We start from the raw sequence: 13,084 nt of genomic DNA on the forward strand, positions 1-13,084 counted from the left end.
GGAGGGTCTAGCTCCTGGTAGGAAGCGCGTCGAGGCGCCACTCGCCGTCGCCGACCAACTGCAGGTGCCGGCCGTGGAACTGCTCGATGGTGCCGCGATGGCTCACGCTGACCAGAACTGAGTCGGAGAGCTCGGTCCGCAGCAGTTCGTAGAGCATCAGCTCCAGCCCCTCGTCCATCGCTGCGGTCGACTCGTCGAGGAAGACCGCCCGCGGTTTGGCGAGCAGGATGCGCGCGAACGCGATGCGCTGCTGCTCGCCGACCGAGAGCACCTTCGCCCAGTCTTTGACGTCGTTGAGCCGGATGGCCAGATGTCGCAGGGCCACCTTGACGAGGGCCTGCTGAATGTCGCGATCGTCGAGGGAACCCGCCTCGTGTGGATACGACGCGACGGCACGGAGGTCGCCAAGCGGGATGTAGGGCAGTTGCGGCACGAACATCGCGTCGCGCTGGTCCGACGGCAACCGCACGCTGCCGGACACGAACGGCCACAGCCCGGCGAGGCTCTGCAACAGCACGGTCTTACCAATGCCTGACGGTCCGCTGATCAGCAGCGCGTCCCCCGGCGCCAGGTGGAAGTCGAGGTCGCGGATGAGCGGTTCACCCTCGGGGGTGCGAACGGCTAGACCGTCGACCTGTAGGGCGCCGTCCTGCGACTTGATCGTGGTCACCTGGCCGAACCTGCGTGCCAGCGAGTTCTCGTCGACCAGTCCATTCAGCCGGATGATCGCCGCCCGATAGCTCGCGAACGAATCGTATGCGTCGCGGAAGAACGACAACGAGTTGTGAATAGTGTGAAATGCGGCGGCGGACTGGAAAATATCGCCAAGTGAAATCTGTCCTGCGAAAAGCCGCGGTGCCTGGACGATGAACGGCAGCGGGTCGATCGCCTGGCTCATGGACAGATTCCATCCGGTGAACAACACCATCCGGTTGCGCCAGTTGCCGTAGTTGTCCATGACGGCCGACAGGCGGCCAGTGAGCACAAACCGTTCGGCGTTCTCACCGCGGTACATGCCCACGGCTGCGCTCGCATCTCTCAAGCGGACGAGCGCGTACCGGAAGCCCGCATTGAGAAGTTCGTTCATGAAGCTCAATCGGATCAGCGGCCTGCCGATTACGAACGCGATGACGGTGGCCGCGAGCACATAGCCGATCACCACCACGAACAGCGCCCTCGGCAGGGTCACGGTGCCCAGCGTCAGGGGGCCAGAGAGATGCCAGAGGATCGCGCCGAACGAGAAGACCGACACCACCGCCTCGACGGCGCCGAACAGCAGCAGCCGATCCGAGGTGTAGGCCGGATTGTTCGGCTCGCCGCCGACGCCCGCGGTGAAGATGTCGATGTCCTGCTGAATGCGTTGATCAGGATTGTCGATGGCCCGTCGCGAGAATTGGCTGCGGAAGTAGGCGTAGTCGCCGAGCCAGTCACCAATGAAGCGGTGGCTCAACCAGATTCGCCATCGCATGATGAACGTTTGAGTCAACCAGAGGTCGGCAAGCGTGCGCGCCACATAACAAACGGCCAGCACCGCGAAAACCAGGATCGTCACCCAAAAGCCATGAATGCCCGCGCTTCTCGCCGAGTCGGGCTGAAACGTCAGTTGCAGCGACGAGAAAAGGTCGTTGGCGTAGTAGCTGAGCAGCACGTTGATGCGGACGACCAGGATTGCCGACAACAACAGCAGCCCCACCACAGCCCACACCGGCACGCTCTGCCTGCCCTTGAAGTAATCGCCGGTGATGCGCCAGAACTGCCGTCCCCATTCCGTCATCCGGCCGACCAGCAACAGCACCGCCAGCAGGGCAGCCGCGGTGATCACCCATACGTGCAGCACCCACACCGCCGAGTTGACGGCTTCGTGACTCCAGTCGATCGACGGCCGGAACGGATTCATGTCGGCCCCGGGTCCGCGCCTGCGATGAGCACATCGGTGTCATTCACCCGGTGATTATGCTGCGGAAATGAGCATCGACGCTCCAGTTACCGTCAATGCCGGGCATCTGGTCGCTCGACGGCTGCGCGCCAGCGGCATCGACACCATCTTCACCTTGTCCGGTGGACATCTGTTCTCGATTTACGACGGATGCCGCGCCGAGAACATCCGGCTGATCGATACCCGCCACGAGCAGACCGCGGCGTTTGCCGCCGAAGGCTGGTCGAAAGTGACCAGGGTGCCCGGGGTGGCCGTGCTGACGGCGGGCCCCGGCGTGACCAACGGGATGAGCGCGATGGCGGCCGCGCAGCAGAATCAGTCACCTCTGGTGGTGCTGGGCGGGCGGGCGCCCGCGTTGCGGTGGGGGCAGGGGTCGCTGCAGGAGATCGACCACGTGCCGTTCGTCGCGCCGTTGACCCGCTTCGCCGCCACCGCGCAGTCGGCGGATGCCGTCGGCGGGTTGATCGACGACGCGCTTCGCGCCGCGGTTGGTGCGCCGTCGGGTGTTGCGTTCATCGATTTCCCGATGGACCACGTGTTCAGCGAGGCGCAGGACGCAGGCGGCCCCGGCGCGCTGAGTCAGCGTCCGGTTGCGGCCGACGCGGACGGCAATGCGGTGGACGCGGCCACGCGACTGTTGGCGCAGGCGCAGCGGCCGGTCATCATGGCGGGCACCAACGTGTGGTGGGGGCATGCAGAGAGGGCCTTGCTGGAGTTGGCCGAGGCCCTGCGGATCCCGGTACTGATGAACGGGATGGCCCGCGGCACGGTGCCGGCGGACCACGCGTTGGCGTTCTCAAGGGCACGGTCAAAAGCGTTGGGGGAGGCTGATGTTGCGCTCGTCGTCGGGGTGCCGATGGACTTTCGGCTGGGCTTCGGCGGGGTTTTCGGTGTGCAGACCAAGCTGATCGTCGCCGATCGCGTCGAACCCGACCGCGCGCATCCGCGCGACGTCGCGGCCGAACTCTACGGCGATTTGAGCGCCACGTTGTCGGCGCTGGCTTCCGCTGCGGCGGGCGAGCACGAGGGCTGGATCGGCGAATTGCGTGCCGTCGAGGACGCTGCGCGGGCCGCCGAGCAGGCGGAGTTGGACGACGACCGCACCCCGCTGCATCCAATGCGGTTGTACGCCGAACTCAGGCCGCTGCTGGACCGCGACGCGATCGTCGTCATCGACGCTGGCGACTTCGGCTCGTATGCAGGGCGGGTGATCGACAGCTACGTGCCGGGCGCGTGGCTGGACAGCGGCCCGTTCGGCTGCCTGGGTTCCGGGCCTGGCTATGCGCTGGCCGCCAAGCTGGCCCGGCCGGATCGGCAGGTGGTGCTGCTCCAGGGCGACGGCGCCTTCGGATTCTCCGGTATGGAGTGGGATACGTTGGTGCGCCACGGTATTCACGTCGTCTCGGTGATCGGCAACAACGGCATCTGGGCGCTGGAGAAGCATCCGATGGAGATGTTGTACGGCTACTCGGTGGTCGCCGAATTGCGGCCGGGCACCCGCTACGACCAGGTGGTGACAGCGCTCGGCGGGCATGGGGAGCTGGTGTCGACTCCGGCACAGGTTCGGCCGGCGCTGGAGCGGGCGTTCTCGTCGGGCTTGCCTGCTGTGGTGAATGCGCTGACCGACCCGACCGTCGCGTACCCCCGCCGCTCCAATCTGGCCTAGCTTCAAGTGCCGCGCGCGTGTTTGCCCACGACACGCCGTAGAAGTCTGTACCAAAGCGCACGCTCGCGGGCTGTAAATCACTGGACGCCTTGAGCATTGGCGACCATCCTGAAGGCGTGACAGTCAGATTGCACGACTCTGTCGACGAGTTCCGCGAGATCGCGGAACCGTTGTACAGACGCGACCCGATCACGAACACCATCGAGCTGACCCTGCTGTCGGCGGGAGCGTTTCCTGCCGACTCGCTCCTGCTCACGGTGTGGGACGACGGCACGCCCGTGGGTGCAGCTCTGCAGACGCCGCCATACCCGTTGGCGTGCAATGCAATTCCGGTAGACACCATGGATGCCGTCGCCGCCGAGCTTGTCGCCGGGCGGCCCGAACTGACCAGCGTGCGCGGAGACAGATCGTCCGCAACGGCGTTCGCGGATGCGTGGCAGGCGATCACGGGACGCGAAGCGTCGATCAGCACCGAAGAACGGCTGTATCGATTGGGCACGCTGAGGGCACCCGCTGGCGTTGCCGGCGCGCCGAGAGACGCCAACGACGACGACCGCGGCCTTCTCATCGACTGGGTGCAGGGGTTTTTCGAGGACGCGTTTGGCTCAGCGCGCCACGATGGCAGCCAAGAGTTCGTCGACAACGCGAACCAGGTCGGACACCGGTTCGTGCTCTGGGACGTCGACGGCTTGCCTGTCAGCGTGGCGATGCTGCGCGTGCCCGCCGCGGGCGTATCGCGGATCGGCCCGGTGTTCACACCCCGCGAGCTGCGCGGCCACGGCTACGGCTCGGTCGTCACCGCCGCGGCCGTGCGGCTCGCCCACCGCAGCGGCACGCCGGACGTTGTGCTGTTCGCCGATCTCGCAAATCCGACGTCGAACGCCATTTACCAACGGATTGGCTTCCAACCGGTCGCTGACAGTGTCCGGATCGACTTCGTCGCGCTCGACTGACGCGAGCGTGCCCACGCGGTCGGAAAAGCCGCAGGTACGGTAAATGTGTGGCGAAGACCAAAAACCGCACCTCAGGTCGTGTCAGCAACCGGTTCTGGAAGCTGCTCGGCGCCAGCACCGACCGCGACCAGGCCCAGTCGATGTCGTCCGTGCGCAAGTCGGCCGAGTTCGAAGAGAAGGCGGCCGACCTCGACGATGAGCAGCTGCGCAAGGCTGCCCAGCTGCTGAACCTGGACGACCTGGCCGAGTCATCCGATATCCCGCAGTTCCTCGCCATCGCCCGCGAGGCGGCCAAGCGGACCACCACCTTGGAGCCGTTCGACGTCCAGCTGCAGGGCGCGCTGCGGATGCTGGCGGGCGACGTGGTCGAGATGGCGACCGGTGAAGGCAAGACGCTGGCGGGTGCGATCGCGGCCGCGGGATACGCCATCGCCGGACGCAACGTTCACGTCATCACCATCAACGACTACCTGGCCCGCCGCGACGCCGAATGGATGGGCCCCCTGATCGAAGCGCTCGGACTGACGGTCGGGTGGATCACCGCGGACTCCACGGCCGAAGAGCGCCGCAAGGCCTACAGGTGCAACATCACCTACGCCTCGGTCAACGAGGTCGGCTTCGACGTGCTGCGCGACCAGCTGGTCACCGACGTCGAGGATCTGGTGTCGCCGAACCCTGACGTCGCGCTGATCGACGAGGCCGACTCGGTGCTCGTCGACGAGGCGTTGGTGCCGCTCGTCCTCGCGGGTACCACCCACCGGGAGACACCGAAAGTCGAGATCATCCGGCTCGTCGGCGAGTTGATCCCGGGCAAGGACTACGACACCGACGCCGACAACCGCAACGTCCACCTCACCGAGTCCGGCGCGCAGAAGCTCGAGGCAAAACTCGGCGGCATCGATCTCTACTCCGAGGAACACGTCGGCACCACCCTCACGGAGGTCAACGTCGCATTGCACGCGCACGTGCTGCTGCAGCGCGACGTCCACTACATCGTCCGCGACGACGCCGTGCATCTGATCAACGCGTCACGCGGCCGCATCGCGCAATTGCAGCGCTGGCCCGACGGGCTGCAGGCCGCCGTAGAGGCGAAGGAGGGGATCGAGACCACCGAAACGGGGGAGGTGCTCGACACCATCACGGTCCAGGCGCTGATCAATCGGTACCCGCGGGTGTGCGGCATGACGGGCACCGCGCTTGCGGCAGGCGAACAGCTGCGCCAGTTCTACAAGCTCGGTGTGTCACCAATTGCGCCGAATACTCCTAACATTCGCGAAGACGACATCGACCGCGTGTACATCACCGCGGCAGCCAAGACCGACGCGATCGTCGACCACATCAAGGAAGTGCACGAAACCAATCAGCCCGTGCTGGTCGGCACCCACGACGTCGCCGAGTCCGAGGAGCTGCACGAAAAACTGGTCAAGGCCGGCGTTCCCGCCGCCGTGCTGAACGCCAAGAACGATGAAGAAGAAGCACGCGTCATCGCTGAGGCGGGCAAGCTCGGCAGCGTCACCGTGTCCACCCAGATGGCGGGCCGCGGCACCGACATCCGGCTCGGCGGCTCCGATGAGGCCAATCACGATGAGGTCGCCGAGCTGGGCGGACTACACGTCATCGGCACCGGCCGCCACCACACCGAGAGGCTGGACAACCAACTGCGTGGCCGCGCCGGACGCCAGGGCGACCCTGGGTCGTCGGTGTTCTTCGCCAGCTGGGAAGACGACGTGGTCGTCGCACACCTCGATCCCAGCAAGCTGCCGATGGAAACCGACCCGGAAAAAGGGGACGGCCGCATCGTCAGCAACAAGGCCGCGACACTGCTTGATCACGCACAGCGCGTCGCTGAGGGCCGGATGCTCGACATCCACGCCAACAACTGGCGCTACAACCAGCTGATCGCCCAGCAGCGCGCGATCATTGTCGAACGACGAGACACGTTGCTGCGCACCGCAACTGCCCGCGAGGAGTTGGCCGAGCGCGCACCCAAGCGTTATGAGGAGATCGTCGACGAGCTCGGCGAGGAGAAGCTGGAGAAGATCTGCCGGCTGATCATGCTGTATCACCTTGACCGCGGCTGGGCCGACCATCTGGCGTACCTGGCCGACATCCGCGAGAGCATTCACCTGCGGGCACTGGGCAACCAGACGCCGATCGACGAGTTCCACCGGATGGCCGTCGACGCATTCGCCTCGCTGGCCGCCGACGCGATCGAGGCGGCCCAGCAGACGTTCGAGACCGCTCCCTCAATAGCGGACGAGCCGGGCATCGACCTGTCCAAGCTGGCCCGGCCGACGTCGACGTGGACATACATGGTGCACGACAATCCGCTGGCAGACGAGACCATGTCGGCACTGAGCCTGCCGGGAGTCTTCCGATAGGTTTAGCCCATGGAGGAGCCGCTCGGCCGGCAACATCAGGCGGGGGCCGCGCTGACGTCAGAATCCCGGGTGCTGACGGTGCCCAACGCACTGTCGGTGCTGCGCTTGCTGCTGGTGCCGGTGTTCCTCTACCTGCTGCTGGTGGCTCATGCCACCGGCTGGGCGACGGCGCTGCTGATGTTCAGCGGCTTCTCCGACTGGGCTGACGGCAAGATCGCCCGGCTCGTCGACAACCAGTCGTCGCGGCTCGGCGAGCTGCTCGACCCTGCCGTCGACCGCATCTACATGGTGACAGTGCCTGTGGCGCTGGCGATTTACGGTGCGGTGCCATGGTGGATCGTGCTGACACTGATCGGTCGTGACGTCGTCTTGGCCGCGACGCTGCCGGTGCTGCGCAGCCGCGGGTTGACCGCGCTGCCGGTGACCTACATCGGCAAGGCCGCCACCTTCGCGCTGATGTCGGGTTTCCCGCTGATACTGCTCGGCCAGTTCGATGCACTGTGGAGCCGCGTCGTGCTGGCATGCGGCTGGGCGTTCCTGATCTGGGGCCTGGCCATGTACCTGTGGTCCGCGGTGCTGTACCTGATCCAGGTGTCCATGGTGGCGCGCCAACTACCCAAGTCGTCGACGTGAGCACCCTGGGCGGTTACGACCCCCACGCGGGCCGCAACGCGCATGAGGCCAACACGCCGACGCTGATCCCCGTCCCATCGCTGCTGCGCTCACTGCTATCCGATCACCTCGATCCGGGCTACGCCGCGGCGGCTCACGCGAAAGAGGCCACCGGCAAGCGCAGGACGTGGTGGCAGGCGTGGACGTGGCAGATCGGCGGTGCGCTGATGATCGCGGTGGTGTTCGCCGCGGCAGTTGCGCAGGCGCGTTCGACAGCGCCGGGTGTGCGGGAGAGCCAGCACGTGCTGGCGGGAAGCGTGAAGTCCGCGGAAGCCACCACTAACGAAGCCACCGCCCGTCGCAATGCCCTTGCCGCTCAGGTGGACGCCGAGCGGCGCAGCAGGCTCGAGGGCGACGAACGCGGCCAGCAGTTGCTGGGCAGTCTGGATGCGGCGAATTTCGCTGCGGCCACCACCGCCGTGATCGGGCCCGGCCTGACGATCAGGGTCACCGACCCTGGAATGTCGAAGGACCTCAGCGACGTCTCGAAGGAGCGTCTGCCCGGCAGCCAGCAAGTGATCCTCGACCGCGACCTGCAGCTGGTGGTCAACTCGCTGTGGGTCAGCGGAGCCGAGGCCGTCTCGGTTGGCGGTGTGCGGATCGGCCCGAACGTGACGATCCGGCAGGCGGGCGGCGGCATCCTGGTCGACAATCAACCGATCAGCAGCCCATACGTCATTCTCGCGATCGGACCGCCGCACGCCATGGCCGAGGTGTTCGACCGCAGCCCGGGCCTACAGCGACTTCGGTTGCTGGAGACCAGCTATGGCGTCGGGGTCAACGTCAGCTCCGGCGAGGGCCTGACGCTGCCCGCGGGTTCGGTTCGAGATGTCAACTTCGCCAAGCAGATTGGGCCCTAATGACGGGACACAAATGATCGGAATTGCCGCACTGGTCGTCGGGATCGTGTTGGGGTTGGTGTTTCACCCCAGCGTCCCCGAGGTCGTCCAGCCCTACCTGCCGATCGCGGTGGTGGCCGCGCTCGACGCGGTGTTCGGCGGATTGCGGGCCTATCTGGAGCGCATCTTCGACTCGAAGGTGTTCGTGATCTCGTTCGTGTTCAACGTCTTTGTGGCCGCGTTGATCGTGTACGTCGGCGACCAGCTCGGCGTCGGCACCCAGTTGTCCACGGCGATCATCGTGGTGCTCGGTATCCGGATCTTCGGCAACGCGGCCGCCTTGCGGCGCAGATTGTTCGGCGCATAGAGCTCATGAGTGAAGACCACCCACCGCAACACGCGGCCGAGCCGGAACAACACGGCCGGCACGAGTTGCCGCCCGACGAACCGGCGCCGGAGATCGGCGAGCTGCATTCCAACGGAGTGATGGGGGTGGCGCGAAGGGGCCGATCGCAACTCGCGTTCGGCGCCCTAGCCATCGTGCTGCTGGTGATACTCGGCATCGCGATCGTCACGCAGGCACGGCAGACCGAATCAGGCGACGCGCTGGAGACGGCGCGGCCGGCCGATCTGCTGGTGCTGCTGGATTCGCTGCAGCAGCGTGAGGCCGCGCTCAACACCGAAGTGGCCGACCTGCAGCGCAACTTGGCGCAGTTGCAGGCGTCCGGGAGCAGCGACCAGGCGGCGATCGAGAACGCACGGGCGCGGCTGGCCGCGCTGTCAATCCAGCTCGGCACTGTCGCCGCGACGGGCCCCGGCGTGACGCTGACGATCGAGGACACCGCACCGGGTGTGCCCGCCGAGACCATGCTCGACGTGATCAACGAGTTGCGGGCGGCGGGTGCCGAGGCGATGGAGATTCGGGGCGGGTCGGTGGCGGTGCGCGTCGGTGTCGACACTTGGGTGGTCGGCACGCCAGGCGCGCTTGTCGTCGACAACGCGACCCTCAGCCCGCCGTATTCGGTTCTGGCCATTGGGGATCCGGCGACGCTGGCGGCGGCGATGAACATCCCCGGCGGCGCCATGGACAGTGTCGAGCGCGTCGGCGGCAAGATGGTGGTACAACAGTCCGACCGCGTCGACGTAACCGCCTTGCGGCAACCGAAACCCCGCCAATACGCTCAGCCAGTCAAATGAAGGCACTTGCCAGCCGCCGATAACTAGGAGCGCCGTGAGCGAAATCCCAGCCGACCTGTCCTATACCGAGGAACACGAGTGGGTGCAGCGCACCGGTGACGACACCGTCCGGGTCGGCATCACCGACTACGCGCAGTCGGCGCTCGGCGACGTGGTTTTCGTGCAGTTGCCAGACGTCGGAGCCGAGGTCACGGCGGGCGAGTCGTTCGGCGAAGTGGAATCGACGAAGTCGGTGTCCGACCTTTACGCGCCCGTCAGCGCGAAAGTCGTTGCGGTCAACGGTGATCTGGAAGCAAACCCGCAACTGGTCAACTCCGACCCCTACGGCGAAGGTTGGCTCGTCGATCTGAAGGTCGAGGGCTCGTCGCTGGACGACGCGCTGTCCGGGTTGCTGGATCCCGACGGCTACCGCGCCACCACAACCGAATGACGAGTTGTTAGGGTTTTTGCGACCAAAGTCCAACACAGGCGGATCCGGCGGTGGTGGACCCAATCATGTCTACTGCGCGGTACGGTCAACACCAGACGTGTAATGACGGCTGGGGGCCCGGCCTGATATCGCCACAGCAGCCAGTGAGGAGCAGCGGGTGACGGAAAAGGACCACAACTCTGGGGCTGACCAGTCTGAGGATGTCACCGTGGAGACGACATCGGTCTTCCGCGCCGACTTCCTCAACGAACTGGACGCTCCGCCCGCCGCCGGCAGCGAGGGTGCGGTCTCGGGTGTGGAGGGGCTACCTGCCGGGTCGGCCCTGCTGGTCGTCAAGCGCGGCCCCAACGCAGGGTCGCGATTCCTGCTCGACCAGCCCACCACCTCGGCCGGTCGCCATCCCGACAGCGACATCTTCCTCGACGACGTCACCGTGAGCCGTCGGCACGCCGAGTTCCGGCTGGAAGGTGGCGAGTTCCAGGTGGTCGACGTGGGCAGCCTCAACGGCACCTACGTCAACCGGGAGCCCGTCGATTCGGCGGTGCTGGCCAATGGCGACGAGGTGCAGATCGGCAAGTTCCGCCTGGTGTTCTTGACCGGGCCCAAGGGCGACGACGACAGCGGCCCAGGCAGCTAAGCGATGAGCGCGCGCGCGAAGAGCCGATGACACAGCCGGACGTCCGCTCATCCCTCGCCGGGATGTCGATCGGAGCGGTCCTGGATCTGCTGCGACCGGACTTCCCGGACGTGACCATCTCCAAGATTCGTTTTTTGGAGGCCGAGGGACTGGTCACGCCCGAGCGCACCCCCTCGGGGTATCGGCGATTCACCGCCTACGACTGCGCACGGCTGCGGTTCATCCTGACCGCGCAGCGCGATCAGTATCTGCCGTTGAAGGTCATCAAGGCCCAGCTGGACGCTCAACCCGACGGCGAGCTGCCCCAGGGCGGATCCGCTTACGGCGTACCGCGTTTGGTCCCCGTTGATTCCGACACACCGGACGGCGGCGTGTCGGTGGCACAGTCGCAGGTGCGTCTTCGCCGCGAGGATCTGCTGTTGCGATCCGGCATTGACGACGCGTTGCTCAACGAGCTGGTCAAGGGCGGCATCGTCAAACCCGGCGCAGCGGGTTTCTTCGACGAACATTCGGTCGTGATCGCGCAGTGCGCCAAGGCGCTGGCGGAGTACGGCGTCGAGCCGCGGCATCTGCGGGCGTTTCGCTCCGCGGCCGACCGCCAGTCCGATCTGATCGCCCAAATCGCCGGTCCGGTGGTCAAGGCGGGTAAGGCCGGCGCCCGTGACCGCGCCGACGATCTGGCCCGCGAGGTGGCCGCGCTGGCGATCACGTTGCACACGTCGCTGATCAAGTCCGCCGTACGCGACGTTCTGGATCGCTGAGGATTAGACTCGTTTTTTGACGGCTTCTTTGTGCGGAGGGCAGACACAGATGGGTGAGGTTCGTGTGGTCGGCATTCGCGTGGAGCAGCCGCAGAACCAGCCGGTGCTGCTGCTGCGGGAAGCCAACGGTGACCGCTACTTGCCGATCTGGATCGGCCAGCCGGAGGCTGCAGCGATCGCGCTCGAACAGCAGGGCCATGAGCCCGCTCGGCCGCTGACGCACGATCTGATCCGAGATCTCATTACGGCCCTTGGTCATTCGCTCAAAGAGGTGCGCATCGTCGACCTCCAGGAGGGCACCTTCTACGCGGACTTGATCTTTGACCGCGACATCAAGGTGTCGGCGCGGCCGTCGGATTCGGTGGCCATCGCGCTGCGCGTCGGCGTTCCGATCTATGTCGAGGAGGCGGTGCTCGCCGAGGCGGGCCTGCTGATTCCCGACGAAAACGACGAAGAGGCTGCGGGCGCGGTGCGCGAGGACGAAGTCGAGAAGTTCAAAGAGTTTCTCGACAGCGTGTCGCCCGACGATTTCAAGGCGACATAGTCCAGAACTGACGCGTGGGCCCTGTCCGCTGGGGTTTTGTCACGGAAACGTCTCGTCGCGCCCGACACGCGGCGCGGGTTTCTTCGAACTATGAATTGGGCAGCCATACTTGGTCGTGACGAGCAGAAATGGCTCGACGGGAAGCGTATGCTCGACACATTCGAGCTTCGGCAAACGTGCGCCCATGCAGGTCACAGACGCGAGTTCGATCGGCGAGAGGATTGGCAGAGTGGGAGACACGCCACGTCAAGAGCAGCTGGACCTGTCCACCAGCAGCGGGCCCGCCGAATCGCCGGCAGCCGCCCCCAGCGAACCCGTGCAGGCCGGTCTGTTCCCCGACGACTCGGTGCCCGACGAACTCGTGGGCTACCGCGGTCCCAGCGCCTGCCAGATCGCCGGAATCACTTACCGACAACTGGATTACTGGGCGCGGACCTCGCTCGTAGTGCCGTCCATCCGCGGCGCAGCCGGGTCGGGTAGCCAACGGCTCTACTCGTTCAAGGACATCCTGGTCCTCAAGATCGTCAAACGCTTGCTGGACACCGGCATCTCGCTGCACAACATCCGCGTCGCCGTCGACCACTTGCGTCAGCGCGGCGTCCGCGATCTGGCCAACATCACGCTGTTCTCCGACGGCACCACGGTCTACGAGTGCACGTCGGCCGAAGAGGTTGTCGACCTGCTGCAGGGCGGCCAGGGCGTGTTCGGCATCGCGGTGTCCGGCGCCATGCGGGAGCTGACCGGCGCGATCGCCGAATTCCCCGGCGAGCGTGCCGACGGCGGCGAGTCGATCGCCACGCCCGAGGACGAGCTGGCCTCGCGCCGCAAGCATCGCGACCGCAAAATCGGCTGACACGCCGCCTGCTTTGCCAGCCGAAATCGCCGCTCAGCGGTGGTGCCGGTAAACTCGCCTATGCATCGCCCTTGTGTGGGAGAGTTCCGTGACCGCCAGCCACGGACGCCGAAGGAGCAACACCTCTCCGTCAACCTCTCAGGCACCCAGGACCGCGCAAGGCCCCGATGCCTCTGGAGACACCCGACCGGGTTGACGACTGAGGGGGAGGGACG

13 protein-coding genes and 1 riboswitch are annotated in these 13,084 nt (G+C 66.0%); of the genes, 12 read left to right on the top strand and 1 reads right to left on the bottom strand.

From position 1 onward, the window contains the following. Positions 1-7: 7 nt before the first annotated feature. On the bottom strand, positions 8-1,897 hold the full coding sequence (locus tag MYCSM_RS15670; RefSeq protein ID WP_015307138.1) for an ABC transporter ATP-binding protein/permease: 1,890 nt from the start codon (positions 1,895-1,897) through the stop codon (positions 8-10). Positions 1,898-1,964: 67 nt separating this feature from the next. Between MYCSM_RS15670 and MYCSM_RS15675 the strand changes: the two genes are divergently transcribed. The 12 genes from MYCSM_RS15675 to MYCSM_RS15730 all read left to right on the top strand — a co-directional run bounded on the left by MYCSM_RS15675 (position 1,965) and on the right by MYCSM_RS15730 (position 12,869). After that, a complete protein-coding gene (locus MYCSM_RS15675; protein ID WP_015307139.1) occupies positions 1,965-3,602 on the top strand; it encodes an acetolactate synthase in 1,638 nt (545 codons plus the stop codon). 116 nt (positions 3,603-3,718) lie between these two features. Further along, entirely contained in the window at positions 3,719-4,555 is an 837-nt protein-coding gene (locus tag MYCSM_RS15680) for a GNAT family N-acetyltransferase (protein ID WP_015307140.1), read from the top strand. A gap of 47 nt (positions 4,556-4,602) precedes the next feature. Continuing rightward, positions 4,603-6,936, top strand: a complete 2,334-nt coding sequence (gene secA2 / locus MYCSM_RS15685; RefSeq protein ID WP_015307141.1) for an accessory Sec system translocase SecA2 — start codon at positions 4,603-4,605, stop codon at positions 6,934-6,936. Between the two features lie 9 nt (positions 6,937-6,945). Further along, the gene (locus MYCSM_RS15690) at positions 6,946-7,569 is read left to right on the top strand and encodes a CDP-alcohol phosphatidyltransferase family protein (protein WP_015307142.1); all 624 of its coding nucleotides are present in this window, start codon (positions 6,946-6,948) and stop codon (positions 7,567-7,569) included. Further along, positions 7,566-8,468 carry a DUF881 domain-containing protein gene (locus tag MYCSM_RS15695; protein ID WP_015307143.1) on the top strand — a complete coding sequence of 301 codons (903 nt, stop codon included), beginning with the start codon at positions 7,566-7,568 and terminating at the stop codon, positions 8,466-8,468. Before MYCSM_RS15690 ends, MYCSM_RS15695 begins: the two co-directional genes overlap by 4 nt. A 13-nt stretch (positions 8,469-8,481) precedes the next feature. Further along, positions 8,482-8,814: a small basic family protein gene (locus tag MYCSM_RS15700; protein ID WP_015307144.1), complete on the top strand. Its 333-nt coding sequence runs from the start codon at positions 8,482-8,484 to the stop codon at positions 8,812-8,814. A gap of 5 nt (positions 8,815-8,819) precedes the next feature. After that, entirely contained in the window at positions 8,820-9,644 is an 825-nt protein-coding gene (locus tag MYCSM_RS15705; RefSeq protein ID WP_015307145.1) for a DUF881 domain-containing protein, read from the top strand. Positions 9,645-9,678: 34 nt separating this feature from the next. Continuing rightward, entirely contained in the window at positions 9,679-10,074 is a 396-nt protein-coding gene (gene gcvH / locus MYCSM_RS15710) for a glycine cleavage system protein GcvH (protein WP_015307146.1), read from the top strand. 157 nt (positions 10,075-10,231) lie between these two features. Next, on the top strand, positions 10,232-10,711 hold the full coding sequence (garA, locus tag MYCSM_RS15715; protein ID WP_015307147.1) for a glycogen accumulation regulator GarA: 480 nt from the start codon (positions 10,232-10,234) through the stop codon (positions 10,709-10,711). Between the two features lie 26 nt (positions 10,712-10,737). Next, complete coding sequence (ftsR, locus tag MYCSM_RS15720; protein WP_015307148.1) at positions 10,738-11,472, top strand: transcriptional regulator FtsR; 735 nt, start codon at positions 10,738-10,740, stop codon at positions 11,470-11,472. 49 nt (positions 11,473-11,521) lie between these two features. Then, the gene (locus tag MYCSM_RS15725; RefSeq protein WP_015307149.1) at positions 11,522-12,016 is read left to right on the top strand and encodes a bifunctional nuclease family protein; all 495 of its coding nucleotides are present in this window, start codon (positions 11,522-11,524) and stop codon (positions 12,014-12,016) included. Positions 12,017-12,245: 229 nt separating this feature from the next. After that, complete coding sequence (locus MYCSM_RS15730) at positions 12,246-12,869, top strand: MerR family transcriptional regulator (RefSeq protein ID WP_041314129.1); 624 nt, start codon at positions 12,246-12,248, stop codon at positions 12,867-12,869. 66 nt (positions 12,870-12,935) lie between these two features. Beyond that, a riboswitch (glycine riboswitch) is annotated at positions 12,936-13,034 on the top strand. Positions 13,035-13,084 lie beyond the last annotated feature (50 nt).

The organism is Mycobacterium sp. JS623 (assembly GCF_000328565.1).
Lineage (GTDB): Bacteria > Actinomycetota > Actinomycetes > Mycobacteriales > Mycobacteriaceae > Mycobacterium.